The organism is Pseudomonas muyukensis (assembly GCF_019139535.1).
In the GTDB taxonomy this organism is placed as follows: Bacteria; Pseudomonadota; Gammaproteobacteria; order Pseudomonadales; family Pseudomonadaceae; genus Aquipseudomonas; species Aquipseudomonas muyukensis.
This window is the reverse complement of the sequence record NZ_CP077073.1, coordinates 219,212-243,409: the sequence shown is the minus strand read 5'-3', so window position 1 is coordinate 243,409 and position 24,198 is coordinate 219,212. Positions and strand designations below refer to the sequence as shown.

At 66.3% G+C, this 24,198-nt stretch carries 20 protein-coding genes and 1 pseudogene; 8 read left to right on the top strand and 13 right to left on the bottom strand.

Annotation, left to right across the window (positions count from 1 at the left end; all coding sequences use genetic code 11):
- Positions 1-118 precede the first annotated feature (118 nt).
- The 8 genes from KSS95_RS01210 to KSS95_RS01175 form a co-directional block, all read right to left on the bottom strand.
- Entirely contained in the window at positions 119-2,890 is a 2,772-nt protein-coding gene (locus tag KSS95_RS01210; RefSeq protein WP_217850879.1) for a dermonecrotic toxin domain-containing protein, read from the bottom strand.
- A 66-nt stretch (positions 2,891-2,956) separates the two neighbouring features.
- Positions 2,957-3,142: a hypothetical protein gene (locus KSS95_RS01205; protein WP_217850877.1), complete on the bottom strand. Its 186-nt coding sequence runs from the start codon at positions 3,140-3,142 to the stop codon at positions 2,957-2,959.
- The gene (locus KSS95_RS01200) at positions 3,139-4,251 is read right to left on the bottom strand and encodes a PepSY-associated TM helix domain-containing protein (protein ID WP_217850875.1); all 1,113 of its coding nucleotides are present in this window, start codon (positions 4,249-4,251) and stop codon (positions 3,139-3,141) included. Before KSS95_RS01200 ends, KSS95_RS01205 begins: the two co-directional genes overlap by 4 nt.
- Positions 4,252-4,328: 77 nt before the next feature.
- A complete protein-coding gene (locus tag KSS95_RS01195) occupies positions 4,329-6,761 on the bottom strand; it encodes a TonB-dependent siderophore receptor (protein ID WP_217850873.1) in 2,433 nt (810 codons plus the stop codon).
- Between the two features lie 151 nt (positions 6,762-6,912).
- Complete coding sequence (locus KSS95_RS01190) at positions 6,913-7,869, bottom strand: FecR domain-containing protein (RefSeq protein ID WP_217850871.1); 957 nt, start codon at positions 7,867-7,869, stop codon at positions 6,913-6,915.
- Positions 7,866-8,384, bottom strand: coding sequence for an RNA polymerase sigma factor (locus KSS95_RS01185; RefSeq protein WP_217850870.1), 519 nt, complete (start codon positions 8,382-8,384; stop codon positions 7,866-7,868). Before KSS95_RS01185 ends, KSS95_RS01190 begins: the two co-directional genes overlap by 4 nt.
- Positions 8,385-8,561: 177 nt before the next feature.
- Complete coding sequence (locus KSS95_RS01180) at positions 8,562-9,272, bottom strand: 3'-5' exonuclease (RefSeq protein ID WP_217850868.1); 711 nt, start codon at positions 9,270-9,272, stop codon at positions 8,562-8,564.
- A complete protein-coding gene (locus KSS95_RS01175) occupies positions 9,269-11,206 on the bottom strand; it encodes a DUF294 nucleotidyltransferase-like domain-containing protein (RefSeq protein WP_217850861.1) in 1,938 nt (645 codons plus the stop codon). The genes KSS95_RS01180 and KSS95_RS01175 overlap by 4 nt, the downstream gene beginning before the upstream one ends.
- Positions 11,207-11,298: 92 nt before the next feature.
- On the opposite strand from KSS95_RS01175, the pseudogene KSS95_RS01170 reads away from it, so the two are divergent.
- Positions 11,299-11,869 (top strand): annotated as a pseudogene (locus KSS95_RS01170) (response regulator).
- Between the two features lie 78 nt (positions 11,870-11,947).
- Here KSS95_RS01170 and KSS95_RS01165 read toward each other — a convergent pair.
- Complete coding sequence (locus tag KSS95_RS01165) at positions 11,948-14,125, bottom strand: malate synthase G (protein WP_217850852.1); 2,178 nt, start codon at positions 14,123-14,125, stop codon at positions 11,948-11,950.
- Between the two features lie 456 nt (positions 14,126-14,581).
- Here KSS95_RS01165 and KSS95_RS01160 point away from each other — a divergent pair, with 456 nt between their 5' ends.
- Positions 14,582-15,100: a glycine cleavage system transcriptional repressor gene (locus tag KSS95_RS01160; protein ID WP_217850851.1), complete on the top strand. Its 519-nt coding sequence runs from the start codon at positions 14,582-14,584 to the stop codon at positions 15,098-15,100.
- A gap of 323 nt (positions 15,101-15,423) precedes the next feature.
- On the opposite strand, the gene rarD is transcribed toward KSS95_RS01160, so the two are convergent.
- From rarD to KSS95_RS01140, 4 genes are all read right to left on the bottom strand, one after another.
- Positions 15,424-16,311 (bottom strand): EamA family transporter RarD, encoded by an 888-nt coding sequence (gene rarD, locus KSS95_RS01155; RefSeq protein WP_217850849.1) that lies wholly within the window; start codon positions 16,309-16,311, stop codon positions 15,424-15,426.
- Positions 16,312-16,375: 64 nt separating this feature from the next.
- A complete protein-coding gene (locus KSS95_RS01150) occupies positions 16,376-17,350 on the bottom strand; it encodes a serine/threonine protein kinase (protein WP_217850848.1) in 975 nt (324 codons plus the stop codon).
- A 113-nt stretch (positions 17,351-17,463) separates the two neighbouring features.
- A complete protein-coding gene (locus KSS95_RS01145; protein ID WP_217850846.1) occupies positions 17,464-18,228 on the bottom strand; it encodes a TOBE domain-containing protein in 765 nt (254 codons plus the stop codon).
- A gap of 58 nt (positions 18,229-18,286) precedes the next feature.
- Positions 18,287-19,024, bottom strand: coding sequence for a ComFC family protein (locus tag KSS95_RS01140; RefSeq protein ID WP_217850845.1), 738 nt, complete (start codon positions 19,022-19,024; stop codon positions 18,287-18,289).
- A gap of 89 nt (positions 19,025-19,113) precedes the next feature.
- Between KSS95_RS01140 and bioB the strand changes: the two genes are divergently transcribed.
- From bioB to KSS95_RS01110, 6 genes are all read left to right on the top strand, one after another.
- Positions 19,114-20,172: a biotin synthase BioB gene (gene bioB / locus KSS95_RS01135; RefSeq protein ID WP_217850843.1), complete on the top strand. Its 1,059-nt coding sequence runs from the start codon at positions 19,114-19,116 to the stop codon at positions 20,170-20,172.
- Positions 20,173-20,174: 2 nt separating this feature from the next.
- Positions 20,175-21,347, top strand: a complete 1,173-nt coding sequence (bioF, locus tag KSS95_RS01130; protein WP_217850841.1) for an 8-amino-7-oxononanoate synthase — start codon at positions 20,175-20,177, stop codon at positions 21,345-21,347.
- Entirely contained in the window at positions 21,340-22,071 is a 732-nt protein-coding gene (locus tag KSS95_RS01125) for an alpha/beta fold hydrolase (protein WP_217850839.1), read from the top strand. The genes bioF and KSS95_RS01125 overlap by 8 nt, the downstream gene beginning before the upstream one ends.
- Positions 22,064-22,888 carry a malonyl-ACP O-methyltransferase BioC gene (gene bioC, locus KSS95_RS01120; RefSeq protein WP_217850837.1) on the top strand — a complete coding sequence of 275 codons (825 nt, stop codon included), beginning with the start codon at positions 22,064-22,066 and terminating at the stop codon, positions 22,886-22,888. The genes KSS95_RS01125 and bioC overlap by 8 nt, the downstream gene beginning before the upstream one ends.
- Before the next feature lies 1 nt (position 22,889).
- Positions 22,890-23,570: a dethiobiotin synthase gene (bioD, locus tag KSS95_RS01115; RefSeq protein WP_217850835.1), complete on the top strand. Its 681-nt coding sequence runs from the start codon at positions 22,890-22,892 to the stop codon at positions 23,568-23,570.
- A gap of 187 nt (positions 23,571-23,757) precedes the next feature.
- Positions 23,758-24,054 (top strand): pyrroloquinoline quinone biosynthesis protein PqqE, encoded by a 297-nt coding sequence (locus tag KSS95_RS01110; RefSeq protein ID WP_217850833.1) that lies wholly within the window; start codon positions 23,758-23,760, stop codon positions 24,052-24,054.
- Positions 24,055-24,198: the final 144 nt, after the last annotated feature.

Here is a 24,198-nt window from a genome sequence, read left to right as displayed (position 1 = left end):
GGTGCGCCAGCAAGGCTGGCTCCTATGCGGCCGAGGCAGGCTGCAGCCGTGTAGGCGCCGGCCTTGCCGGCGAACATCGGCGAAGCCGGTGCCATCCCGCACGTCGCCGGACTTAGGCTTAGGCCAACGCCAGCCAGTCACTGCTGCGCCCGGCCTGGCGGATACGGATTCGCCAGGCGCCCTCCACCTTGCGCAGCACCGCCCAGGCCTGCACGGCACCTGGCGCGCCCTCGGGCATCTGCAAGTGGAAGTGCCCGGCCAGTAGATGCCTGCGAACGGGTAGCTGCCTGCCGTTGACGTGCAGATACAGCATGCCCTCGGCATCGAACAGCCCAGGCTCTGCGGCCACCGCCAGCCCCGTTAGCGGCGTCACCCGTTGGCTGTCATCCAGCAGTTGGCGCACATCGGGTAGCCCGTCGTGCCACAGCACCGGCGAATCGATCACCCAGGTCCCGTCCTGCAGGCGCTTGAGCGGTTGCTTGATGTAGGCGTCGGGTTGCCTGGGGTCGGTGGCGCGCCAGCGCTGACCATCGAAACTGACATGGTAGTAGCGGCCTTGGCCGTCACGGACGTAGTACTGGGTCAGGCCGGCGTTAGCGCCGATTCTCTCGAACACGCCTTCGCCGTGAACACCGTCTATCCGATAGCGCAACTTGCTGACCTCCACGGGCACCGAGTAGGAGGGCGGCAGCGTCAGTGGCCGAGGTGGCGGCAGCCCCCTGAACACGCGGCGCATCAGGGTCGAGCCGGAAAAACCCTTGAGTCCGCCGGGCGAAGGGCTCAGGCCTGCGACGACATTGTTGATGGCATCCAGTGAGTGGCTGAGTGCCGCGAAGGCGTGGTGCAAGGCCTCGTCAGGGTTGTCTTGGCCCAGGGCCTGCACGCCGTCGAGCACGGAAATGCTCAGGCGCCCGAGCGCCAGGGCGGCCATGCCAGGGTAGGGCAGCACCAGGCTGAGCAGGTCGAGCAGGATGCGCAAGGTGTCCAGCCCGAAGCCCCCCAGTAGTTCGCGGTTGCTGCGGGTGCTGGCATCGGTTTGCGCCATCAGGCTGCGCACCTCCGCGCGGTACACCTGGTGGAACAGGTTGCCCTGGATGACGGGGCGCTGCACATGGGGCGCCAAACGGCCTTTTCGCAACAGTTTGTCGATCTTGTCCGGATTGGCCAGCGGCATGCGCTGCACCACATAGTCGCGCAACTTGGCGTTAGCGCGCAGCTCCCTGAGCAGTTCACGGGTGGTGCGATATTCGCGCCAGGGGCGGCGGTCCGGTGCATCGGGGGCGTAGACCACCACGCGCGTGCTGGTGGCTGTTTCGGCATTGAGCAGCAGCAGGCCGTGCACGGTGTGGCTGTGGATGAGCAGTTGCCGCACGCAGATTCGCTGCCCGTCATCGGTCAGGCGCTGGCGCTGCTCGGGGTGCTCGATCAGCGCCCGTGCCCATGCATAGCCTTGGCCGTGGGTATCCGCGAGGAAATGCCCGGCATAGCGCGCCTTGGCGGCCTCGGCGTGCATGCGGGCGCGGTTGATCCGGGCATGCGCCTGTTCCGAGTCCAGCAGGTGCTGGCGCAGGAAGCGGTTGTAGCGGGTGCCGGCGTCGAGGTTGCGCACCAGTTGCCTGACCCTGGTCGGTGTCAGTGCCTCGATGGCTTCGCCATCATCCCTGTGTACCCGGGCAGTGATCCAGTAGTCGCTGTCGAACCAGGCGATATTGAGCAGGGCAAGTTGTTCGAGGGTGTAGGTCACCGGGACCATCTCGATGGTTTTGCCGGCCTGGGGCCGGCTGGTGACGACAATGTAGGCCGATGGGATCAGCGGATTGACCAATGGCCCGATACGCCGGGCCAGGGTGACGCTGACCCTGATCTGTTCTGGCGGGATGTCGATGCCGGGGTTCCAGCGCAAGCCTTCGCCCAGGCGTGCCCGGACCCAGGGCAACAGGCTGTCGCGTTGCAGGAACTGCTCCAGCGTCAGGATGCCTGGCGCGCTGGCTTGGGCGATGGCTCCGGCCAGCTCCTGCAACGTCTGCATGACATGCGCGAGCTGTTGCGTGGATGCCTCGCGCAGCCAGTCGGGCAGGTGTTTTTCCAACAGCAGCGCGTAGCGGGTGGCCAAGGGTTGTGCGCTCCCGATGCTGGGCGTGAGGTCCAGCGCCGCTTCGAGGTGGCTGGCGGAGGGTGACCCCGGCATATCCCAGAGGCGATTGAGTGTTGCCTGTTGCTGGTCGATCAGGGCCAGCGCCTGGTACTCGAAGGGATCGTCGGCATACCACTGGTAGCGCAAGCGGTCGGCTTGGCCAATGGTCGTCAGGTCTTCCGGGCGATTCACCAACCCGAGCAGGGCCTGGGACTGCAGCGGGTCGTCGAGCCGCTCGCACAGCTCGACATGCAGGTCGGCGAGGCTGGCGAAGGCTTCCACCCCGTGGGGCAGGCTACAGAGCAGGGCCTTGCCCGTGGTCTGGCCTGGAACGGCCTCGCGCCCAGGCGCAGCCGCGACGATGACCAGCGTGCCGGGCAGGCGACAACGGCGATTCGGGGTTTGCGTGGAGAACCACGGGCGAAAGACCTCGGCGCGTGCCTGGCCCGAGGGTTGCCGTTGCCATGGCAGCGGGTACGTCAGGCAGGTACGCAGCAGGAACTCGTCGCTATCGTCGAGCGTGCCGTCGGCCAGGCGCAGTTCGAGCTCGGCTTGCAGTTGCGCCTGGCGAAGCCGGGCCAACTGCTGTTTTCGGCTCGTGCCACCGCTCGGCTTGGTGTGCCAGAAACCGGCCAGGTCGCTGAAGAACTGCTGGCGTTGCCGTTGCTGGGGAAGGTGGCGGGCCAGGACGGGCTGCCCTTGTTGCAGCGTGGCGATGCGCGCGTCCAGGGCTTCGAGGCGTTCGAGCGGGGTCATGGTGGGGCTCCTTGGCAATCAGGTGCCCACCATGCCCGCTCTGGCAAGGGCCGCGGCGGTAATCGGCTATCGCTGTCGGCGCGGCCAGAAACCGCTCAGCCCAAGCAGCGCGGACGCGCCCAGGCCCAGCCACGACAGGCTGTCCCAGAGCCCATCGCCGAGCAGCGCGGCGAACAGCCCGACAGCGCTGAGCAGGGCGACCGCCAGCGGCCAGGCGAAGATCCTGCGGGTCGATTGCGATCTGTGGCTCATGCCTGCGCCTCCCGCGGCTTGCGCTGCTTGCCCCACCACAGGTACAGCCCGCTGCACAGCACGACGATGGTCAGCACATCGAGCAGCGCCCAGAGGATCTGCATCGGCCGGCCGCCGTAGTCGCCGAAGTGCAAGGGCTGCGACAGGCCCATGGCATCCATGTACCAGGGGCGATCGCCGACGGCGGTCACCTCGAGGGTGCGGGCGTCGATCAGCACGGGCGTGAACAGGTGCGCGCTCAGGTGCGTGGCCCCGTTCATGAACACCGCGTAATGGTGTTCACTGGAGAAGCGCGTGCCAGGGAAGGCGATGAAGTCCGGGCGCATGCCGGGCGCCGCCTGTTCGGCGATCGCCAGCAGCCTGGTGGCTGGCGCGCGCTCGGTGAGCGGCGGGGCATCGCGGTAGGGGGCGACCATGGCCGCCAGGCTGTCGTTGCGCCAGGCGGCGATCACCAGGTCCGACAGGGCACTGATCACTCCGGTGACACCGACCACCAGGGCCCAGGTCAGGGTGACCACGCCGATCAGGTTGTGCAGGTCGAGCCAGCGCAGGCGCGTGGACTTGTCGTGGCGCACCGTGGCGAACTTCAAGCGGCGCATGAAGGGGGCGTAAAGCACGGTGCCGGAGACGATCGCGACGACGAACAGCACGCCCATGAACGCCAGCAGCAACTTGCCGGGCAGGCCGACGAACATGTCCACGTGCAGGCGCAGGAAGGTCATCATCAAGCCGCCGTTGGCCGCCGGCATGGCCACGGCCTCGCCGGTGCGGGCGTCGAGCATGAAGGTGTGCGACTGGTCGGGGTGGGTGCCGGCGGTGGCGGCCATGATCGCCACCACGCCGTTGGGTTCGTCCTCTTCGTAGCCGAAGTACTGCATCACCTCGCCGGGGCGGTGTTGCTCGGCCTTGAGCACCAGTTGCTGCAGGTCCAGGTGCGGGGTGCCGGCGGGCATCTCGCGCAATTCGGGGGCGTCGCCCAGCAGGTGTTCCAGTTCGTGGTGGAAGATCAGCGGCAGGCCGGTCAGTGCCAGCAGCAGCAGGAACAGCGTGCACACCAGGCTGCTCCAGGTGTGGATCGTCGACCAGCGGCGGATGGTTTGGCTTTTCATCACGGCTCCTTGCGCCCTCGGGGGCCCTGCCCGCGCCCATGCTGGGAGCGGGTGGGGCACCTGAGGGCTTAGGTCACTCAGAACTTGTAGGTGGCGCTGGCGACAACACTGCGCTGGTCGCCGTAGTAGCAGTAGTAGCCGTCGCAGGTGGACAGATAGTCCTTGTTCAGCAGGTTGCTGGCGTTGATCGCCACCGAGGCGCCCTTGAGGCTGTTGTCCAGGCGCCCCAGGTCGTAGTGCACGGCGGCGTCGAACACCGTGTAGGCCTTGCTCTTGCCGAGCCAGGTATTGGCTTCGTCACCGTAGCGATTGCCGGTGTAACGTGCGCCCAAGCCAATGCCGAAGCCGTCAAGCACACCGGTATGCCAGGTGTAGTCGGCCCACAAGGAGGCCTGCTGGTTGGGCATCTGTTGCAGGCGGTTGCCTTTGTACTGCCCTTTCTGGACTTCGGACTTGGCCAGGGTGTAGGCGGCGATCACCTTGAGGTTGTCGGTGACGTCCGAGACCGCCTCAAGCTCCAGGCCGTGGACTTTCACTTCACCCGTCTGGCTGGAGACGGGCTTTCCACCCACGTTGTTGGTGACGGTCACGTTTTTCTGGGTGAGGTCATACACAGCGGCGGACAACAACGTGTTGGAACCAGGGGGTTGGTACTTGATACCCAGTTCCCACTGCTTGCCTTCGGTGGGCTTGAACGACTTTTCAGGGCTGGCTTCAGAGCCGCTGCTTGGCTGGAATGACTCGGCGTAGGACAGGTAGGGGACGAAGCCTGAGTCGAACACGTAGCTGAGCGCCGCGTTGCCGCTGAACTGCTTGTCGCGTTGGGTGCTGGTGGCATCACCCAGGTTGTGGAAGGTGGTGCCAGTGTGTACCCAGTCCTCGCGCCCGCCCAGGGTCAGGCGCCATTTGTCGAGTGCCATCTGGTCCTGGATGTAGAGCCCGGTCTGGACGGTTTTCTGGTTGTAGTCCAGGTAAGCCGAGGAACGGGGCGGTCGGGTGATCGGCAAGCCGTAAACCGGATTATTGACGTTCGTTGTCGGCAGCCCGAAGCCATAGATGGAGAGGAAGTCGGAGTCGGTGCGCTGGTGATCCAGGCCGATCAGCACGGTGTGGCTGATGTCAGCGGTAGTGAAGTCGGCCTGGAAGTTGTTGTCGAGGGCGAACTGGCTGATGTCCTCGTCGACATTGGTCGACATGCGGCTGGCATTGCCCTCGTTGTCCACGGGGCCGTTTGGCTGGTAGTAGCTGCCGACGGTGATCGTTTGGAATGACAACTCTGTCTTGGTGTAGCGCAGGTTCTGGCGGAATTGCCAGACATCGTTGAAACGATGCTCGAAGGCATAACCCAGGGCGTAGTAAGTGCGGTCGTAGAACTCGTAGTCCGGATCGCCAAGGTTCTTGTGGCGGGAGATCTTGCCGAATGGCATGTCGATCTTGGTGCCTTGTATGGGGTAGAACTGGCTGGTGGCGCCGGTGTCGTCACGGGTGAACTGGCTGAGGAATGTCAGCGAAGTGTCTTCGTCGATGTTCCAGCTCAGGCTTGGGGCGATGTTGTAGCGCTTGTTCTCGATATGGTCGATCTGCGTACCGCTGTCGCGTACGACACCGCTGATGCCATAGAGAAACTGACCTTGCTCATCGATCTTGCCGGTGCTGGCGAAGTTGATCTGGCGGTGGTTGTCGCTGCCGTACTGCAGTTGGATCTCGTGGCTGCTCTCAGCCTGGGGGCGGCGGCTGACCATGTCCAGCAGGCCTCCGGGCGGGGTCTGGCCATACACCGACGAGGCCGGGCCACGCAGCAGCGCAAGGCGGTCGAGGTTCCAGGTTTCAGGTTTCGGGGTGGCATACACGCCGCGGGGCAGGGGCAGGCCGTCGAGGAACTGGGTCGGCTCGAAGCCGCGTACACGCATCCAGTCATAGCGGGTGTCGCTGCCGAAACTGGCCGAGACGATACCCGGCATGTACTTCACCGCGTCATCCAGGCTGTGCACGCCGCGGTCGCTCATCTGCTGGCGGGTGGCGACGGAAATGGAGCGTGGGACTTCGACCAGTGCGGTGTCGGTCTTGGTACCGGCGGCTGTGCGTTTGGCGGTATAGCCCTCGACCGGTCCCCAGGCGCTTTCATAGCTGCTGTTGGCGTTGATATTGGTTTCCGGCAGCGCCAGGGTGCCCCCAGAGACGGCCACCAGGCTGTAGCTGCCGGCGCTGCCCTGCTGCAATTGCAGGCCGGTGCCGCGCAGGGCTGCCTGCATGGCGCCGAGGGCATCGTACTGGCCGTTGACGGGGGCCGAGGCGCGGCCCTGGACCAGGTTCGGGTCAATGGCCAGGGCAATGCCGGCCTGGCTGGCGATCTGGTTGAGGGTGCTGGCCAGCGGGCCGCTGGGCAGGTTGTAGGCCCGCGGCGCAGCCTGCTCGGCGGCGAACAGGGCAGGGCTGGCCAACGGGGCGGCCAGGCCGATGGCCAGGGCCATCAGGCTGGGGCGAAGCAAAGCATCAACGGCACGGGACATGCAGCGGCTCCTCGACGAAATAGTGCTGACTGCTTCCTTGCCGAGCGAGAGTGGGAAAGTGACAGGGGGACGTGAAAAAAAATGCGACTGATTTGCACAAGCCTTTGCGAGCCGGCAAGCCAGCGTCTACAAAGGCCAGTTGGGCGTGGGCCTATCGGGCGGTGACGGTCACCCACCACGGCGTGTGCCGTTCGATCTTCACTGGCAGCGCCGGCAGCAGCGAGGCCAGGGCCAGGTCGGTGTCGGTCAGCGGGAAGCTGCCGCTCACGCGCAGGTCGGCCACCTCGTCGGCGACGCCCAGGTGGCCGCTGCGGTACTGGCCAAGGGTGGCCAGCAGCTCGGCCAGGCGCACGTTGTCCACAACCAGCATGCCGCGGGTCCAGGCATCGCTGCCCGGCGCCACCGGGGCAACCCGGCCCAGGCCGTCGGCGCTCATCAACACTTGCTGGCCCTCGCGCAGCACTTGTTCATCGCCGCTGTTCTGCGGTTTGGCCGCGACCGAGGCCTGCAGCACCTCCAGGCGGGTGCCCTGGTCTTCGCGCTTGACCAAAAAGCGCGTGCCCAACGGCCTCAGGCGGCCTTCGTCGGTGCGTACCAGCAGCGGCCGGGTGTCTTCATGGCCCGTCTCGACCGAGATTTCGCCCTGGTGCAGCACGATCAGCCGCTGCTCGCCCTGGAAGTCGATGTCCACCGCCGTCTGGGTGTTCAGGCTCAGCAAGGTGCCGTCTTCCAGGCGCAGGGTGCGCATTTCGCCGGTGCCGGTGCGCTGGTCGGCCAACCAGTAGGTCGGTGCCAAGGTCGGGACCCCGGCACCGAGCAGCAACCCGCCCAGCAGCACCAGGCCGGCCAGGCCACCGCCGAGCCCGCCCAGGCGCTGGCGCAGGCCCGCGCGCGACTGCAACAGGGTATGCCGCACCGGGCCGGCGGCGGCCTGCACGCGTTGATCGAGGGCGCCTAGCTGGCGCCAGGCGCGGGCGTGTTCCTCATGGGCGGCATGCCAGCGCATGAAGTCGTTGCGCTCATCCGGGGTACCGCTACCTTCATCCAGGCACAGCTTCCAGGCGATCGCCGCTTCCAGCACCTCGCTGGACACCGGGGCATGGCTCATGTCGGTTCCCCGTACAGGGCGATGTAGCACTGGCGCAGGCCCTGGGCGAGGTACTGGCGCACGCGGGACACCGACACCCCCAGGCGCTCGGCGATCTCGGCGTGGCCGAGGCCGTCCAGGCGGTTGTACAGGAAGGCCGCGCGGGCCTTGCTCGACAGCTTGCCGAGCAAGCGGTCGATGGCCTTGAGGTCCTCGAGGATCAGGTGCTGGAGTTCCGGGGAGGGTTGTTCGGCTTCGGCTACCCGCGCCAGTTCCGCCAGGTAGGCCTGCTCGAGGGCGGCGCGGCGAAAGTGGTCGAACAACAGGCCCTTGGCCACGGCGGCCAGGAATGCCCGGGGTTCACGGGGAGTGTCCAGCTGGTCGCGGCCCAGCAGGCGCACGAACGTGTCCTGGCTCAGGTCCTCGGCGCGCTGGCGACAGGCGGTGCTGCGCTGCAGCCAGGCGAGCAGCCAGGCGCGATGGTCGCGATACAGCGACCCGACCAGCTCGGCATGTGGACTGTGCGCAGACGTCAAGGAACGCCCCCCGGAAAAATATACGTTAACTAACGATAATTATTCGCGATTGTGGCAGAGGCGGGGGTGGCGGCGCAATTGACGCTTATCGGATTGCCAGCATGGCAGGGGCTGCACGCGCAAACGTTTTGCCTTGCTCTTCAGGCCAGGTGCAGTCCCTGCTGGGCGATGCATGATTCACAGACCATGGTGCTGCACCTTGCGTCGCTGCCACTGGCCGAGCCGCTGACGCAATTGCAACGGGCTGTCCAACTGCTGGCGACGGGCCTGGCTGAACAGAATCAATGCCAGCTCGGCAGTTACCTGGGCGTCGGCGCTGGCATGGTGGCGGGCTTGCACTTCAAGACCGAAACGGGCGATCCAGTCGTCCAGCCCGGCTTCGCGCAGAACGGTGTCGGGGTTGAGCATCGGCGCCAGTTCGGCGACATCCAGAAATGGATGCTGCAGGCGCAGGCCCAGGCTGCTTTTCACGGCGCGTTCGAGCATGCGCTGGTCGAACGGCGCATGGAACGCCAGCACCGGGCTGTCGCCGATGAATTCCAGCAATTCCAGGAGTGCCTCGGCCGGGTCGCAGCCGGCGGCCAGGGCGCTAGGGCCCAGGCCGTGGATCAGCACGCTGGCGTTGGTCTTCTGTTCAGGGCGGCGCAGGGTACGTTCGAACGGGCGGCCCAGGTCGATGGCGCCGTCCTCGATGGCCACTGCGCCAATCGACAGGACCTGGTCGCGGTTGGGGTTCAGGCCGCTGGTCTCCAGGTCGAGCACCACCCAGCGCTGTTCGCGCAGCGAGCACACCGCCGCCGGTGCCGGGCGCGGCAAGCGGGCCAGGCGCTGGCACAGCGGTGCGCTCAGCTCGGGCATGGGCGGGCGCAGCCAGGCGAACAGCTTCACAGCTGGTACCGCAGGGCCAGGCTGCTTTGCAGGCGTTGGGCCTGGCGCAGGGACTCGCGCAGGATGCGCCGGTCCAGGTGGTTGAGGCTGTCAGGGTCGAGCCGGTTGGAGTACGCCAGGTTGTCGCGGGTCTGGCGCTGGTGCTGTTGCATGCGGGTCTGCTGGATGAAGTGGTAGGCCTCTTCATAGGCGGCGCCATCCAGCGCCTCGATGACGCCCTTGGCGACCAGCTGGCGCAGGCGTTCAAGGGTGTTGCAGGCGCCAATGCCGTTGGCCAGGGCCAGCAGCCGGGCGCCGTCGACGAAGGGTGTCAGGCCCTGGACCTTGAGGTCGAGGGTGGCGGCCTTGTCGTCGCCCTGGCGAGTCAGCACGAACTCGCGCAGGCGCCCCACCGGTGGGCGCTGGCGCAGGGCGTTGTCGGCCATCATGCGCTGGAACAGGCGGTTGTCGGCAACTTGCTCGAGCAGGGCCTGGCGCAGTTGCTCGCAGCCTTGTTCGTCACCCCAGACCACGCGCAGGTCGAAATAGATGCTCGAGCCCAGCAGGTTTTCCGGGCTGGCCTCGCGCACGAAACCGGCGAAGCGCCGCGCCCATTCGCCACGCGACAGGCACAGTTCAGGGTTGCCGGCCATCACGTTGCCCTTGCACAGGGTGAAGCCGCACTGCGCCAGGTTGTGGTTGATGTATTGGGCCAGCGGCAGCAGCCTGGCGCGGATCGCCTCGGCCTCGGCGGGGTCGCGGGCCTCGAACAGAATGCCGTTGTCCTGGTCGGTGTGCAGGGTCTGTTCGCGGCGGCCTTCGCTGCCGAAGCACAGCCAGCTGAACGGCACGCCCGGGTCGCCGCGCTCGGCGATGGCCAACTCGATCACCCGGCACACGGTGTGGTCGTTGAGCAGGGTGATGATCTGGGTGATCTGCGTGGAGGAGGCGCCGTGGGCGAGCATGCGCTCGACCAGTTGGCCGATCTCGCCGCGCAGCGCCACCAGGCTGTCCAGGCGTGGGGCATGGCGGATGGTGCGCGCCAGGTGCACCAGGTCGACCCGCTGCAGGGAAAACAGGTCGCGCTCGGAGATCACCCCGCACAGGCGCTGGTTTTCCACCAGGCAGACGTGGGCGATGTGCCGCTCGGTCATCGCCATGGCGGCGTCGAAGGCGCTGGCCTGGGGGCTGAGGTGGAACGGCCGGGGTGTCATGTAGCGTTCGATCGGCGCTGTCAGCTCGGCGCCTGGGTCCGCCACCACCTGGCGCAGGTCGCGCAGGGTGAAGATGCCGGTGGGGTAGCGCTGCGGGTCGACGATGACGATGCTGCCGACCTGCTGCTCGTGCATCAGGTGCACGGCCTCGCGCAGCGGGGTGTCGGCTGCGCAGACCACGGGATGGCGCAGGGCCAGCTCGCCCAGCGGGGTATTCAGCGAGTACTGGGTGCCGAGGGTTTCCACCGCGCGCTGGCGCACTTGCTGGTTGACCTGGTCGAGCAGGCTGCTGACGCCGCGCAAGGCGAAGTCGCGGAACACGTCGGACATCGAGAACAGCCGGATGAACGCCGCCTTGTTCAGTTGCAGGCAGAAGGTGTCCTCACCGGCCAAATGCTCGGTGCGGGTCGCCCGTTCGCCCAGCAGCGCGGCCAGGGGGAAGCACTCGCCACTGGTGATCTCGAAGGTGGTCTCGGTACCCGGCTTGGTCACGTGGTGGCGTTCGCCGACCACCCGGCCCTGCTTGACGATGTAGAAGTGCTCCACCGGCCCGTCGGCGGGCTTGATGATGCTTTCGCCGCCCGCGTAGAAGCGCAGCTGGCACTGTTCCACCAGGTAGGCCAGGTGGCTGTGTTCCATCTGGTTGAACGGTGGGAACCGTTGCAGAAATTGCAGGGTGCCCTGGATGTTCTGCAGTACCGCGGTCCTGCCTGCCTGGGTGTAGGCGTCCTTTTTGCTCATGAAGCTGACCGTATCGCTACGCCGAACTATATATATCTATATATAGAGCTCGGCTTTGTTGTTCTCGGCCTCCATGGTCGGCTGGCCGTCATGTGGTGCCCATTGGACGTAAGTCTAGGGCGGGCACTGTCAAGGACCCGACGAAAGGCGAACCGGGTAGCGCAACTTTTGCGGTCCTAAGCTGCGACCGAGATTTTTTTGACGAGAGTGGCCATGGCTGAGCATGACGACATCCTGAGTGACGCCGAGCGCGAGGCGCTGGCCGGGGTGACTGCCCCTGCCGGGCCAAGGCCGGTGGTGCTGGTGGTCGACGACAACCCGGTGAGCAGCGAGGCGTTGAGCCTGTACCTGAAGAGTCGGGGCATTGCCTGCATGACCGCCGATGGGGCGCAGGAGGCCATGCTCAAGCTGCATTACGAGCCGCGTATCGCGCTGATGATCACCGACCTGCGCATGCAGCCGGCCGATGGCCTGGAGCTGATCCGTCAGGTGCGTGAGTCGGAGCGGGCGGCGCTGTCGATCATCGTGGTGTCGGGCGACACCGATGTGAAGGAGGCGGTGGACGTGATGCACCTGGGGGTGGTGGATTTCCTGCTCAAGCCGGTGGACCTGGGGAAGCTCCTGGAGCTGGTGCGACGTGAGTTGAGAATGGATCAGGGCTGAAAACGATCGCGGGGCAAGCCCGCTCCCACGCTGGAGAGGCGTGGGAGCGGGCTTGCCCCGCGATGCGTTGCTGGCTGTTTACAGCCCGTTACGCGCCTTGAACTCGCGACGGCGGCGGTGCAGCACGGGCTCGGTGTAGCCGTTCGGCTGCTTGGCGCCTTCGATCACCAGCTCGATGGCCGCCTGGAACGCGATGTTGTCATCGAAGTTTGGCGCCATCGGCCGGTACAGGGCATCGCCGGCGTTCTGCTTGTCGACCACCGCGGCCATGCGCTTGAGGCTTTCCAGCACCTGGTCCTGGGTGACCACGCCGTGGCGCAGCCAGTTGGCCAGCAACTGCGCCGAGATGCGCAGGGTGGCGCGGTCTTCCATCAGGCCGACATCGTTGATGTCCGGCACTTTCGAGCAACCCACGCCCTGGTCGATCCAGCGCACCACATAGCCGAGGATGCCCTGGGCGTTGTTGTCCAGCTCGTTGCGGATCTCGTCGGCCGACCAATTGGTGTTGGCCGCCAGCGGAATGCTCAGGATGTCGTCGACCGAAGCCGGGGTGCGGCTGGCCAGCTCGCGCTGACGGGCCTGCACGTCGACCTTGTGGTAGTGCAGGGCGTGCAGGGTGGCGGCGGTCGGCGACGGTACCCAGGCGGTGTTGGCACCCGCCAGCGGGTGGGCGATCTTCTGCTCGAGCATGGCGGCCATCAGGTCCGGCATGGCCCACATGCCCTTGCCGATCTGCGCGCGGCCCTGCAGGCCGGTGGCAAGGCCGACGTCGACGTTGTTGTTCTCGTAGGCGCCGATCCACTTCTCGTTCTTCATGGCGCCCTTGCGCACCACGGCGCCGGCTTCCATGGAGGTGTGGATCTCGTCGCCGGTGCGGTCGAGGAAACCGGTGTTGATGAACGCCACGCGCTCGGCGGCGGCCTTGATGCAGGCCTTGAGATTGACCGTGGTGCGGCGCTCCTCGTCCATGATGCCGACCTTGACGGTGTTGCGTGGCATGCCCAGCAGGTCTTCGACGCGGCTGAAGATCTCGGCGGCGAACGCCACTTCCTCGGGGCCGTGCATCTTCGGCTTGACGATGTACACGCTGCCGCTGCGGGTGTTCTTGCGGCTGGTGTTGCCGTTGAGGTTGTGCAGGGCGATCAGGTTGGTGAACAGGCCGTCCTGGATGCCCTCGGGGATCTCGTTGCCCTGGGCGTCGAGGATCGCCGGGTTGGTCATCAGGTGGCCCACGTTGCGCACGAACAGCAACGAGCGACCATGCAGGGTCACGCTGCCGCCGTTGGGCGCGGCGTATTCGCGGTCTGGGTTCATGGTGCGGGTGAAGGTCTTGCCGCCCTTGCTCACGCTTTCGGCCAGGTCGCCCTTCATCAGGCCCAGCCAGTTGCGGTAGACGATGACCTTGTCGTCGGCATCGACCGCGGCGACCGAGTCTTCGCAGTCCATGATGGTGGTCAGCGCCGACTCCATGAGGATGTCCTTCACGCCGGCGGCGTCGGTGCTACCGACCGGGGTGCTGGCATCGACCTGGATCTCGAAGTGCAGGCCGTTGTGCTTGAGCAGCACCGCGGTCGGCGCTTTGGCGTCGCCATGGAAGCCGATCAGCTGGGCGTCGTCGCGCAGGCCGCTGTTGCTGCCGCCTTTGAGGGCAACCACCAACTTGCCGGCTTCGATGCGGTAGCCGGTGGAGTCGACGTGGGAGCCGGCAGCCAGGGGCGCGGCTTCGTCGAGGAAGGCGCGGGCGAAGGCAATGACCTTGTCGCCACGCACCTTGTTGTAGCCCTGGCCTTTTTCGGCGCCACCTTCGTCGCTGATGGCGTCGGTGCCGTAGAGGGCGTCGTACAGCGAGCCCCAGCGGGCGTTGGCGGCGTTCAGGGCGAAGCGGGCGTTCATCACCGGCACCACCAGCTGCGGGCCGGCCATCACGGCGATTTCTTCATCGACGTTCTGCGTGCTGGCCTGGAAATCGTCGGCTTGTGGCAGCAGGTAGCCGATTTCCTGGAGGAAGCGCTTGTAGGCTGCGGCGTCGTGGGCCTGGCCCTTGCGTGCCTGGTGCCAGGCGTCGATCTTGGCTTGCAGCTCGTCGCGCTTGGCGAGCAGGGCTTTGTTCTTTGGAGCGAGGTCGTTAATGATCTCTGCCGCCCCGGCCCAGAACTTATCGGCTTCGATACCGGTTCCAGGGATTGCTTCGTGGTTGACGAAGTCGTACAGGGCCTTGGCGACCTGAAGGCCACCGACTTGAACGTATCCAGTCATTGCTTGCCTCACCTCTGCTCAGCTATTTCGCTTTCGCTCTTCTGTATTAAGCCTGTAGCGCTTCTCTAAACACGGCACCAGTGCATGCCCTCGTGGTGAGCGCGGCTGGGTGCGGCTCGCCAGACGGGCCGGCGGGCAGTTGGCGTATTTTCACAGGCGCCTTGGCAGACATCCAAACGACGTTTTGTAGTCCGCGTCGATGCATACTACATGAAGCAGCAGGCAGGTAAACCACAGACTAAAAGCGCCGTTTCGCGACCGATGAGTCGCATAGGGTCACGCTGGGAGAACGTATGTTCGCAAAAAACAGGTGGATTGTTCCAGATAAATCTTGAAACAGTACACGATTACTCCGGTGGACTGTCCTGCGGCAGGTTGCCGCGCCTTGCCTATACTGATGCGATCCCGATTCATGGCCGTTCGCCACGGCCCCGAGCATAGTAGAAGGAGTGGCCCGTGGACCATCTCGTACTCACCGTGATCGCCCCCGACAAGGCCGGGCAGGTCGAACGCATCGCCCAGTGCATCGCCGATCACAATGGCAACTGGCTGGAAAGCCGCATGTCGCGCATGGCCGGGCAGTTTGCCGGGATCCTGCGGGTGGCGGTACCGGCGGAGAACTACGCCGAGCTGGTCGAGTCGCTGCACAAGCTGGGTGACCACGGCATTCGGGTACTCATCGCCGAAAGCGGCATCGAGCCATCCTGCACCTGGAAGCCGATTGCCATGGAACTGGTGGGCAACGACCGGCCGGGCATCGTCCGTGATATCACCCGGCTGCTGGCAGAGCTTGGGGTGAACGTCGAGCGGTTTTCCACAGAGGTGCGCCCGGCGCCGATGAGCAGCGAGCCGTTGTTTCATGCTGATGCGCTGTTGGCGTTGCCGTTGACCTTGCCGCTGGATGAGTTGCAGCAGCGATTGGAAAACCTTGCCGATGACTTGATGGTGGAGTTGCAGTTGCGGGCAGAGGACTGATCAAAGATTGCCGGGGCCGCTTTGCGGCCCTTTCGCGACACAAGGCCGCTCCTACAAGGACTACGCGTTCCTTTGTAGGAGCGGCCTTGTGTCGCGAAGCGGCCCCCTGCGGTTATCCCGATATCACGGGGAAGGCCCTGTGGATAACCTGGGGGTTCACCGCTCCAGCCCAGGCAAACTGCCTGCTACACAGATTTGCTCAAAAAACACCCAAAAATCAGCAGCTTGTGCACAAAGCACGGGGACGAGGGTGTGGATAACCTCTGGAGACCTTGCTACAGGCCACGTAGTGCGTGGCCTGCATGGGTTTGATCAAAAACTGATCAGGCACGCTTGCGCAGCGACAACCAGGCATCCACGCTATACACCGCCAGCCCCGCCCAGATGCAGGCGAACGCCAGCAGGTTGCTGGAGGTCAGGTGTTCGTCGAACAGCAGTACCGCCTGCAACAGTACCAGGGTCGGCGCCAGGTACTGCAGGAAGCCCAGGGTGGTGTAGGGCAAGTGGCGAGCGGCAGCGTTGAAGCACACCAGCGGTACCAGGGTGACCGGGCCGGCGGCGATCAACCACAACGCTTCGCTGCTGCTGAAGAACTCGGCATTGGCGCTGTTGGCGCTCGGATGCAGCAACAGCCAGCCGATGGCCAGCGGCACCAGCATCCAGGTCTCCACCACCAGCCCGGGCAATGCCTGCACCGGCGCCTGCTTGCGGATCAGGCCATAGAAGCCGAACGACAGCGCCAGAGCCAGCGACACCCAGGGCAGGCTGCCCACCTGCCACACCTGTTGCGCCACGCCCAGCGCCGCCAGGCCCACGGCCAGCCATTGCAGGCGACGCAGGCGTTCGCCGAGCAGCAGCATGCCCAGCAGCACGTTGATCAGCGGGTTGATGTAGTACCCCAGGCTGGCCTCGAGCATGCGGCCGTTGTTCACCGCCCACACGTAGGTCAGCCAGTTGCCGGCGATCAACGTACCACTGAGCGCCAGGATCGCCAGGCGTCGCGGGTTCTCGCGCAGCTCGCGCCACCAGCCGGGGTGTTTCCACACCAGTAGCAGCAGCGAGCCGAACAATGCCGACCAGAGCACCCGGTGGACGATGATCTCCACCGCCGGGACGCTCTGGATGGCTTTGAAGTACAAGGGGAACAGGCCCCAGATGATGTAGGCGCCGAGGCCCAGAATGTACCCGCGACGCGGGTTGGCGGCGTGCATGCAGAATCCTTGCTTAGGTAGCTAAATAAAGCGGCGCCTATTGTAGACAGCGCGTGCCGCAGATCTAGAACAATTTCAGCGGCTCTTCATCCAGGGCGGCGAGCTGCTCGCGCAGGGCGAGGATCTGGTCGCCCCAGTAGCGTGGCTGGCCGAACCAGGGGAAGCTCGGCGGGAACGCCGGGTCGTCCCAGCGGCGTGCCAGCCAGGCGCTGTAGTGCAGCTGGCGCAGGGCGCGCAGCGGCTCGATCAGGGCCAGCTCGCGCGGGTCGAAATCGTGGAACTCGTTGTAGCCGTCGATCAGTTCGGCCAGTTGCCCCAGGCGCTCCTCGCGGCTGCCGGCCAGCATCATCCACAGGTCCTGCACCGCCGGGCCCATGCGGCAGTCGTCGAGGTCGACCATGTGGTAGAGGTCGTCGCGGTGCATCAGGTTGCCTGGGTGCAGGTCGCCGTGCAGGCGGATCACCTGGTGCGGCGTGCGCGCGTAGAGCTCCTCGACGCGCTTGAGCAGGTCGCGGGCCACCGATTCGAAGGCGGGCAACAGTTCCCTGGGGACGAAGTTGCCGTCCAGCAGGGTGCTCAGCGAGGCGTGGCCAAAGTTGTCCACCGTCAGCTGCTCACGGTGCACGAAGGGCCGGGTGGCGCCTATGGCATGCAGGCGGCCAAGCAACTGGCCGAGGCGGTACAACTGGTCGAGGTTGCCAGGCTCCGGCGCATGGCCGCCAAGGCGTGGAAACAGGGCGAAGCGAAAGCCCGCGTGTTCGAACAGCGAGCGGCCCTCATGTTGCATGGGCGCCACCACCGGCACTTCGTGCTCGGTGAGCTCGGCGCTGAAGGCGTGCTCTTCGACAATGGCCGCATCGCTCCAGCGCCCGGGGCGGTAGAACTTGGCGATCAGCGGTTGTTCGCCTTCGATGCCTACCTGGTAGACGCGGTTCTCGTAGCTGTTGAGGGCCAGCACCCGGGCATCGCTGAGAAAACCGAGGCTTTCCACGGCGTCGAGGACCAGGTCGGGGGTGAGGGTGTCGAAGGGGTGGGACATGGAAGCTCCAGGCACGGGACAGCGTGGGCGCATGGTAACCCATGCCGGTCGGTGGCGAGGGCGCCGATCTGGGGCCGCGTTACAGCCCTTTCGCCGGCAAGCCAGCGCCCAGGTTAAACCGGCACCCCCAATAACACGAACGAGGGATGGAACTGCGCGCGCACCGCGCTGCCGGCGGCGATCCGATGCTCGGCCAGCCACGCTTGCTCGGCGAGCGCGCACAAGGTCTGGCCGTTGCCCAGCGCCAGGCGTACCTCGCAGGATGCGTCCTCGCCACCGAGCACTTCTTCGACCTCGGCCTGCAGGCAATTGCTGCCCGCCTCGGGTGGCTCGTCGTCCCCCAGCACCTGCACCCACCCGGCCTTGAGCAATGCCACCACCGTGCCGCCCAGGGTCAGCTCCAGGCGCTCGGTGCTGCCGCGGGTGATCAGCGCCTCGATCTCCAGCCCGCCGCCCAGCGCCAGGCTGATGCGGTCATGCCGCCCTTCGCGGCGCAGGCCGCTGATGCGCCCTTGCAATTGATTGCGCGCACTGGTGCGCAGCATCAGGCGGCCCAGCAGGTCGAAGTCGCTGCTGTCCTCGGCCGACTCGAGCACCTGCGCCTGCAACGCCTGCAGGCGCTGATACAGGCGCAGCACCCGCGCGCCCTCGGCGGACAGCCGCGCGCCACCGCCGCCGCGCCCGCCGGTGCTGCGCTCGACCAGCGGCTGGGCGGCCAGGTTGTTGAGCTCGTCGATGGCGTCCCAGGCGGCCTTGTAGCTGATGCCGGCGGCCTTGGCGGCGCGGGTGATCGAGCCTTGTTCGGCGACATGCTGCAACAGGGCGATGCGCTGTGGACGGCGGGCGATGTGCTGGGTGAGCAGGGCGGGCAGGGACATGGTCAGGTTTCGGGGGTTGCTTCGGGTCCTGCGACGTTGCCGCCCGGCTGCGCCCAAGTCAAGCCTGGCCCGGCCTGGGCGTGCGGGCCAGGCAGTAGATATCCACGCGTCGGGCGCCAGCCTTGCGCAGCAACTGGGCGATGGCCTGCGCGGTGGCGCCGGTGGTCAGCACATCGTCGACCACGGCCAGGTGCAAGCCCTCGATAGCGGCGCCGGGCAGCAGGCCGAAGGCCTGGCGCAGGTTGCGCCGCCGGGCTCTGGCCCCCAGGGCTTGCTGGGCTGGCGTGTCGCGCGAGCGTTCGAGCAGGCGTTCGGTGCAGGGCAGGTTCAGTTGCCGGGCCAGCCAGCGCGCCAGCATCGCCGCCTGGTTGAAGCCACGCTGGCGCAGTCGACGCCGGGCCAGGGGCACCGGCAGCAGCCCGTCGGGGCGTGGCAGGCCTTCGCTGTAGCGATGTTCCAGGGCATGGCCGAGCAGTTGCGCCATCAGCCGCCCCAACGGCCATTGGCTGTTGTGCTTGAAACGGCTGATCAGGGTGTCGATCGGAAAGGCGTATTGCCACGGCGCGACCACCCGGCCAAACCCCGGTGGACGGCGCCGACAGCCGTTGCACGGGCGGTCGCCGAGCGCCAGCGGCAGGGCGCAGCGGGGGCAGTGCTCACCCAGCCAGGGCAGTTCCTGTTCGCAGTCCATGCACAGCGGGTAAGGCTGCTGGGCAGGCGCGTCGCACAGCAAACACGATTGATCGATATTTATACAGTTGTAAACCGTGTTTGTTATGTTTGGTTGACAGTACATGGGCCTTCCGTGACTATGCGAGCTATCCGTGATGCGCTGGCAGGTTTTCTTCTCCCGGCGTCAGTCAGACCCTAGCTAAGGAAACGCCGATGAGCGCCAGTACAATTGCAACCACACGTCACGACTGGTCCCTGGCCGAGGTCAAGGCGCTGTTCCAGCAGCCGTTCAACGACCTGCTGTTCCAGGCCCAGACCGTGCACCGCGCGCACTTCGACCCCAACCGTGTACAGGTGTCGACCCTGTTGTCGATCAAGACCGGCGCCTGCCCGGAAGATTGCAAATATTGTCCGCAGTCCGGCCACTACAACACCGGGCTGGAAAAACAGAAGCTGATGGAAGTGCAGAAGGTGCTGGAGGAGGCTGCCCGGGCCAAGGCCATCGGTTCCACGCGCTTCTGCATGGGCGCGGCGTGGAAGCACCCCTCGGCCAAGGACATGCCCTACGTGCTGGAGATGGTCAAAGGGGTCAAGGCCATGGGCCTGGAAACCTGCATGACCCTCGGCAAGCTCGACCAGGAGCAGACCCTGGCCCTGGCCCAGGCGGGCCTGGACTACTACAACCACAACCTCGACACCTCGCCGGAGTTCTACACCAGCATCATCACCACCCGCACCTACGCCGAGCGCCTGCAGACCCTGGCCTATGTGCGCGATGCCGGGATGAAGATCTGCTCCGGCGGCATCCTCGGCATGGGCGAGTCGCTGGACGACCGCGCCGGCCTGTTGATCCAGCTGGCCAACCTGCCCGAGCACCCGGAGTCGGTGCCGATCAACATGCTGGTGAAGGTTGCCGGTACGCCGCTGGCCGAGGAGCAAGATGTCGACCCGTTCGACTTCATCCGCATGCTGGCCGTGGCCCGTATCCTCATGCCCAAGTCCCATGTGCGGCTGTCGGCCGGCCGTGAGCAGATGAACGAGCAGATGCAGGCACTGGCGTTCATGGCCGGGGCCAACTCGATCTTCTATGGCGAGAAACTGCTGACCACCGCCAACCCGCAGGCCGACAAGGACATGCAACTGTTCGCCCGCCTTGGCATCCTGCCCGAAGCCCGTGAGGAGCATGCCGACGAAGTGCACCAGGCGGCCATCGAGCAGGCCCTGGTCGAGCAGCGCAGCAGCGAGCTGTTCTACGACGCAGCCTCGGCCTGAGCATGGCCTTCGACCTCGCCGCGCGGCTGGCCGAACGGCGCGCCGCCGACCTGTATCGCCAGCGACCGCTGCTGGAAACCCCGCAGGGGCCCGAGGTGGTGGTCGACGGCCAGCCGCTGCTGGCCTTCTGCAGCAACGACTACCTGGGCCTGGCCAATCACCCCGAGGTGATCAAGGCCTGGCGCGACGGTGCCGAGCGCTGGGGTGTCGGCGGTGGCGCCTCGCACCTGGTGATCGGCCACAGCACGCCGCACCACCAGGTGGAAGAGGCGCTGGCCGAACTGACCGGGCGGCCGCGGGCGCTATTGTTCTCCACCGGCTACATGGCCAACCTCGGCGCCATCACCGCGCTGGTCGGGCAGGGCGACACGGTGCTGCAAGACCGCCTCAACCATGCCTCCTTGCTCGATGGCGGGCTGCTCAGCGGCGCGCGTTTCAGCCGCTACCTGCACAACGACCCGGCCAGCCTGGCCAGCCGCCTGGACAAGGCCAGCGGCAATACCCTGGTCGTCACCGATGGCGTGTTCAGCATGGATGGCGATTGCGCCGACCTGCCGGCCCTGGCCAAGGTGGCGCGCGCGCGCGGCGCCTGGCTGATGGTCGACGACGCCCACGGCCTGGGCACGCTTGGCGCCAACGGCGGTGGCCTGGTCGAGCACCACGGCCTGGGCCTTGAGGATGTGCCGGTGCTGATCGGCACGCTCGGCAAGGCCTGTGGCACTTCAGGCGCCTTCGTCGCCGGTAGCGAAGCGCTGATCGAGGCGCTGGTGCAGTTTGCCCGGCCTTACATCTACACCACCAGCCAACCCCCGGCCCTGGCCTGTGCCACGCTCAAGGCCCTGGCCTTGCTGCGCCGCGAAAGCTGGCGGCGTGAGCACCTGGCTGCGTTGATTGGCCAGTTCCGCGAGGGCGCCGAGCAGATCGGCCTGACCCTGATGGACAGCCACACGGCAATCCAGCCGATCCTGGTCGGCGATGCCGGCCGGGCCATGGCGTTGTCGCGCATGTTGCGCGAGCGCGGGTTGCTGGTCACCGCGATCCGCCCGCCGACCGTGCCCGCTGGCAGCGCGCGGCTGCGGGTAACCCTGAGCGCGGCCCACAGCGAGGCTCAGGTCCAGCTATTGTTGAATGCATTGGCCGAGTGTTATCCACAGCTGGAGTCCGCCGATGCGTAACCGACTGATCCTCTTGCCCGGCTGGGGGCTGGGCTGCGCCTCCCTCGAACCGTTGGCCGCCAGCCTGCGGGCCCAGGACCCACGCCTGCAGGTCGAGCTGATGCCGCTACCGGAGCTGGCCGACCGTGAGCCGCAGGCCTGGGTCGAGCACCTCGACCGCAAACTGCCCAACGATGTCTGGCTGGGTGGCTGGTCACTGGGCGGCATGCTCGCCAGCGCCCTGGCGCACAAGCGCGGCGATCATTGCTGCGGCTTGCTCACGCTGGCGAGCAACCCCTGTTTTGTCGCACGGCCAGATTGGCCGCACGGCATGGCGCCGGACACCTTCGGCACCTTCCTCGACGGCTGTCGCAGCCATCCCCAGGTGACCCTCAAGCGCTTCCGTACTCTGTGCAGCGACGGTGCGTTGCAGCCGCGCACCTTGCTGCGCCAACTCGGCGTCGGCGTGCCGGACACCGATCCGTTGTACCTGGCCAGCGGGCTTGAAGTGCTGGCCAAGCTGGACACCCGTACCGCCCTGGAGCAATACGGCGGCCCGCAGCTGCACCTGTTCGCCGGCAGTGACGCGCTGGTGCCGGTGGAAGCGGCCAAGGCCCTCAGCGACCTGTTGCCCGACGTGGAAGTCGGCCTGGTCGAAGACAGTTCCCACGCCTTCCTGCTGGAATATCCCCAGGAACTGGCGGCGGGCATCAAGAGTTTCCTGCATGAGAGTGGCGATGACTGACCTTTCCCAGCCAACCCTGCCCGGCGCCCTGCCGGACAAGCGCCAGGTGGCGGCTTCCTTTTCCCGCGCGGCGGCCAGCTACGACAGTGTCGCGGCGTTGCAGCGCGCGGTGGGCGTGGCACTGCTGGAAAAACTGCCCGCCCAGTTGGCGCCGACGCGCTGGCTCGACCTGGGTAGCGGCACCGGCCATTTCAGCCGGGTGTTGGCCGAGCGTTTCGCCGGCGCGCACGGGGTGGCGGTGGACATCGCCGAGGGCATGTTGCGCCATGCCCGTGAACAGGGTGGCGCGCAGCATCACCTGGCTGGCGACGCCGAGCGCCTGCCGCTGCGCGATGGCAGTGTCGACTTGCTGTTCAGCAGCCTGGCGGTGCAGTGGTGCGACCAGTTCGCCAGCGTGCTGGGCGAGGCGCGGCGGGTGCTGCGCCCGGGTGGCGTGTTGGCCTTCAGCAGCCTGTGCGTGGGCACCCTCGACGAATTGCGGGCCAGCTGGCAGGCGGTCGATGGCCGGGTCCACGTCAACCGCTTCCGCCGTTTCGAGGATTACCAGCGCCTGTGCGGCGACAGCGGCCTGGCGTTGCTCGAGCTGGAGCGTCGCGCCCATGTGCTGCACTACCCGGACGTGCGCAGCCTGACCCACGAGCTCAAAGCGCTCGGCGCGCACAACCTCAACCCCGGGCGTCCGACGGGGCTGACCGGGCGCGCGCGCATGCACGGGCTGCTGCAGGCCTATGAACAGTTCCGCCAACCCCAGGGGCTGCCGGCCACCTACCAGGTGGTCTATGGTGTGTTGCGCAAACCCATGGCACAGGGGCTGTGAGATGAGCCAGGCGTATTTCATCGCCGGTACCGACACCGACGTTGGCAAGACCACCATTGCCGCCGGCCTGCTGCATGCGGCGCGCCTGCAGAACCTGAGCACCCTGGCGGCCAAGCCGGTGGCGTCCGGCTGCGCGGTGACGCCTAAAGGGCTGCGCAACAGCGATGCCCTGGCGCTGATCGACGCGAGTTCGCTCAAGCTGCCCTATGAAGAGGTCAACCCGTTTGCCTTCGAGCCGGCGATCGCGCCACATGTGGCTGCCCGCGAGGCGGGGGTGGTGCTGGAGGTCCCGGTGTTGCTCAAGGCCATGCGTCATGTGCTCGACCAGCAGGCCGATTTCACCCTGGTGGAAGGCGCGGGCGGCTGGCGCGTGCCGCTTTCGGCCCATGCCAACCTGTCGGACCTGGCGATTGCCCTGAAACTGCCGGTAATCCTGGTGGTTGGGGTACGCCTGGGGTGTATCAACCATGCCTTGCTCAGTGCCGAGGCCATCGCCCGCGACGGCCTGCAGCTGGCGGGCTGGGTGGCGAACATCGTCGACCCACGGACAGCGCGCCTGGAGGAGAACCTGTCCAGCCTGGCCGAGCGTCTGCCGGCGCCGTGCCTGGGGCGGGTGCCCTGGCTGAATAAGGCGAGCGCCGATGCGGTGGCCGAGCACCTGCAACTGGACCTGCTGGATTGACGCGGTTGCCTGCTACTTCCCGTAGGCGCCAGCCTTGCTGGCGAACCAGGCGCCGCGGTGGATGGCGTGGGGCAAATCGGCGCCGTCTATTGGCTGGCACTAGGCTATTAGCGATTTAAACGGGCCTTTTTGCCGATCTACTGCTTTAATAAGCCCTGTTCACCCTCCAGCGTCACGGAGTAACGACATGGAAATCAATGCAGGCTCCGCCTTCTACGCGGGCCTTGGCGCCATCCAGAACGGCCAGAACCGCGTCGACCAGGCGGCCCAGCAGATCGCCAGCAACGCCGTCGAGCGTGGCACCAGCGGGCAATCCACCGAGTTCCAGGCCGAACGCCTGCGTGGCGTCGTCCGCAGCCAGCAGATGGACCTGGCCACCAGTACCGTGCAACTGGCCCTGGGCAAGCACGAAGTCGAACTGGGCGCCAAAGTCGCCAAGGCCTCGGACGAAATGCTCGGTCGTTTCATCGATACCTACGCCTGATCCACCGACCTTTACGGTACACATCGCGGGGCAAGCCCGCTTCCATTCGTGGGAGCGGGCCTGCCCCGCGATGCGTTTGCGGGTGCTTGGCGTAAATGTCATGTTCGGCGGCATAAATGCCACCGCTAGCCCTCCTTGACAGCG

What these genes read in the sequence shown, in the direction of transcription:
- KSS95_RS01165 (WP_217850852.1), bottom strand. Translation starts at nt 14,125, where the DNA reads ATGACTGGATACGTTCAAGTCGGTGGCCTTCAGGTCGCCAAGGCCCTG.
- KSS95_RS01145 (WP_217850846.1), bottom strand. Translation starts at nt 18,228, where the DNA reads ATGTCCCTGCCCGCCCTGCTCACCCAGCACATCGCCCGCCGTCCACAG.
- rarD (WP_217850849.1), bottom strand. Translation starts at nt 16,311, where the DNA reads ATGCACGCCGCCAACCCGCGTCGCGGGTACATTCTGGGCCTCGGCGCC.
- bioB (WP_217850843.1), top strand. Translation starts at nt 19,114, where the DNA reads ATGAGCGCCAGTACAATTGCAACCACACGTCACGACTGGTCCCTGGCC.
- bioD (WP_217850835.1), top strand. Translation starts at nt 22,890, where the DNA reads ATGAGCCAGGCGTATTTCATCGCCGGTACCGACACCGACGTTGGCAAG.
- KSS95_RS01110 (WP_217850833.1), top strand. Translation starts at nt 23,758, where the DNA reads ATGGAAATCAATGCAGGCTCCGCCTTCTACGCGGGCCTTGGCGCCATC.
- KSS95_RS01150 (WP_217850848.1), bottom strand. Translation starts at nt 17,350, where the DNA reads ATGTCCCACCCCTTCGACACCCTCACCCCCGACCTGGTCCTCGACGCC.
- KSS95_RS01200 (WP_217850875.1), bottom strand. Translation starts at nt 4,251, where the DNA reads ATGAAAAGCCAAACCATCCGCCGCTGGTCGACGATCCACACCTGGAGC.
- bioF (WP_217850841.1), top strand. Translation starts at nt 20,175, where the DNA reads ATGGCCTTCGACCTCGCCGCGCGGCTGGCCGAACGGCGCGCCGCCGAC.
- bioC (WP_217850837.1), top strand. Translation starts at nt 22,064, where the DNA reads ATGACTGACCTTTCCCAGCCAACCCTGCCCGGCGCCCTGCCGGACAAG.
- KSS95_RS01125 (WP_217850839.1), top strand. Translation starts at nt 21,340, where the DNA reads ATGCGTAACCGACTGATCCTCTTGCCCGGCTGGGGGCTGGGCTGCGCC.
- KSS95_RS01195 (WP_217850873.1), bottom strand. Translation starts at nt 6,761, where the DNA reads ATGTCCCGTGCCGTTGATGCTTTGCTTCGCCCCAGCCTGATGGCCCTG.
- KSS95_RS01205 (WP_217850877.1), bottom strand. Translation starts at nt 3,142, where the DNA reads ATGAGCCACAGATCGCAATCGACCCGCAGGATCTTCGCCTGGCCGCTG.
- KSS95_RS01210 (WP_217850879.1), bottom strand. Translation starts at nt 2,890, where the DNA reads ATGACCCCGCTCGAACGCCTCGAAGCCCTGGACGCGCGCATCGCCACG.
- KSS95_RS01190 (WP_217850871.1), bottom strand. Translation starts at nt 7,869, where the DNA reads ATGAGCCATGCCCCGGTGTCCAGCGAGGTGCTGGAAGCGGCGATCGCC.
- KSS95_RS01175 (WP_217850861.1), bottom strand. Translation starts at nt 11,206, where the DNA reads ATGAGCAAAAAGGACGCCTACACCCAGGCAGGCAGGACCGCGGTACTG.
- KSS95_RS01140 (WP_217850845.1), bottom strand. Translation starts at nt 19,024, where the DNA reads ATGTACTGTCAACCAAACATAACAAACACGGTTTACAACTGTATAAAT.